Genomic DNA, 1707 nt, shown 5'->3' on the forward strand with positions numbered 1-1707 from the left:
GCCTGCTGCACCGCCAGCACGATGCGGCCTATCGGCGCGTACTTCGCCGCCGCGTCGCCACGGATGTGCACTTCCGGCTGCGGCGTCTTCTTCGCTTCCTTCACCAGTCGCGCCAGCAGGTCTTCCTGGCTCTTCATCGGCAGCGTGTTCCAGTAAATCGTGTTGTGCGTGTCCACACCCAGCACGATGTTTTCCGGCTTCGTCTGCGTCGGGATGTTCTGCTCTTTCGGCAGCGTCATCTTCACCGTTTGCGTCACCACCGGCACGGTGATCAGGAAGATGATCAGCAGCACCAACATCACGTCCACCAATGGCGTGGTGTTGATCGCCGACAGCACCTGATCCTCGTCTCCCTTGCCGTGGCCAAAGCGTTTATAACGGGCCATGGCCAATTACCGGGTCGGGTTGTTCAGCAGGCTGGCGTGCAGTCGGCCGGACACCACGCGTACGTTGTCCAGCACCAGCTTGTTGCGGCGCACCAGCCAGTTGTAACCCAGCACCGCCGGCACCGCCACCGCCAGACCGATCGCGGTCATGATCAGCGCTTCGCCCACCGGACCGGCCACCTTGTCGATGGAGGCCTGCCCCGAGGTGCCGATCTTCACCAGCGCGTGGTAAATGCCCCATACCGTGCCGAACAGGCCGACGAACGGCGCGGTCGAACCTACGGTGGCGATCACCGACAGGCCGTTTTGCATGTGATGGCTGGCGGAGTCCACCGCGTCAGAAATCGCCATCGACACCCAGGTGTTCAGGTCCACGCGGTTGGACAGTTCGCCCTTGTGTTCGCTCGCCGCTTCGATGCCGGCTTGCGCTACCGCGCTGTACATGCCTTCGTCCGCCAGTTCGCTGGCGGCTTTTTGCAGGTCCACGCCGTGGTGGCCCAGCAATTCGTGACCCTGCTTGATCAGGCGGCGTTGCTCCAGCAGCTTGACGATGCCCACGTACCAGGTGGAGGCCGACATGATCAGCAGAATGATCAGCGTGCCGCGCGCCACGAAGTCGCCTTGCGACCACAGCGCGTCGATGCCGTACGGGTTGTCCGTGGTCACCGTCTCCGCCGCCATCGCCGGCAGCGCGCTCAGCGCCGCGGCCGCAGCCAGTGCCTTGCCCAGCAGAGCTTGTGTGAATTTAGCCATGGTATTTACTCCTTTGTGTCTTGAGATGCCCTGGTCTTAGGAGCCAGAGTCGAGTTTGAAGCCGAATTCCTGCGTCAGCTGGGAATTGGCCTGGCAGGTGTAGCCTTGCAATGCGGCGCTGATCGCCGACTTGAAGCTGCTGCGGTAGCGCGGCGGGATGCTGCCGTCGAAACCGATATTGCTGATCCCGCTGAATTTGCCGTCCGCGCCTACGCCGAACACCACCCGCACCACGCCCTGGATTTCGTCTTCCTGCGCTTTGCTCGGGTACTCCGGCGCTTCCAGGTGGCTGCAGTTGGCTTTCGCCGAAATCGGCCCTTTCGGCGCTTCCACCACCGGCGCCGGCGTCGGCGCGGGTTGCGGCTTCGGATCCGATGTCACCGACTGGATCGCGTTCGCCGATTGCACGACCGGCGGCGGATTCACGACCGGCGGCACATACGCTTGCGGCTTCGGCGCCGCCGTCGGCTGCACCACTTTCTCGATCTTCGGCGGCGGCGGCGGTGGCGGCGGCGGCGGTTCGCTGATCACCGACACTTCCACTTTCTGCTGGATCACCTTGACCACG

The 1707-nt window shown here is 63.7% G+C and carries 3 protein-coding genes; all 3 read right to left on the bottom strand.

The window, feature by feature from the left end; genetic code table 11:
* Positions 1-386: ExbD/TolR family protein (locus tag MY55_RS22270; protein WP_065203058.1), on the bottom strand; the 386-nt coding region annotated here is incomplete at its 3' end.
* 6 nt (positions 387-392) lie between these two features.
* Entirely contained in the window at positions 393-1139 is a 747-nt protein-coding gene (locus MY55_RS22275) for a MotA/TolQ/ExbB proton channel family protein (RefSeq protein WP_043573190.1), read from the bottom strand.
* Positions 1140-1175: 36 nt separating this feature from the next.
* A partial coding sequence (locus tag MY55_RS22280; protein ID WP_065203057.1) for a hypothetical protein occupies positions 1176-1707 on the bottom strand: 532 nt, incomplete at its 5' end.

The sequence above is a fragment of the Chromobacterium subtsugae genome (assembly GCF_001676875.1).
Taxonomy (GTDB): Bacteria; Pseudomonadota; Gammaproteobacteria; order Burkholderiales; family Chromobacteriaceae; genus Chromobacterium; species Chromobacterium subtsugae.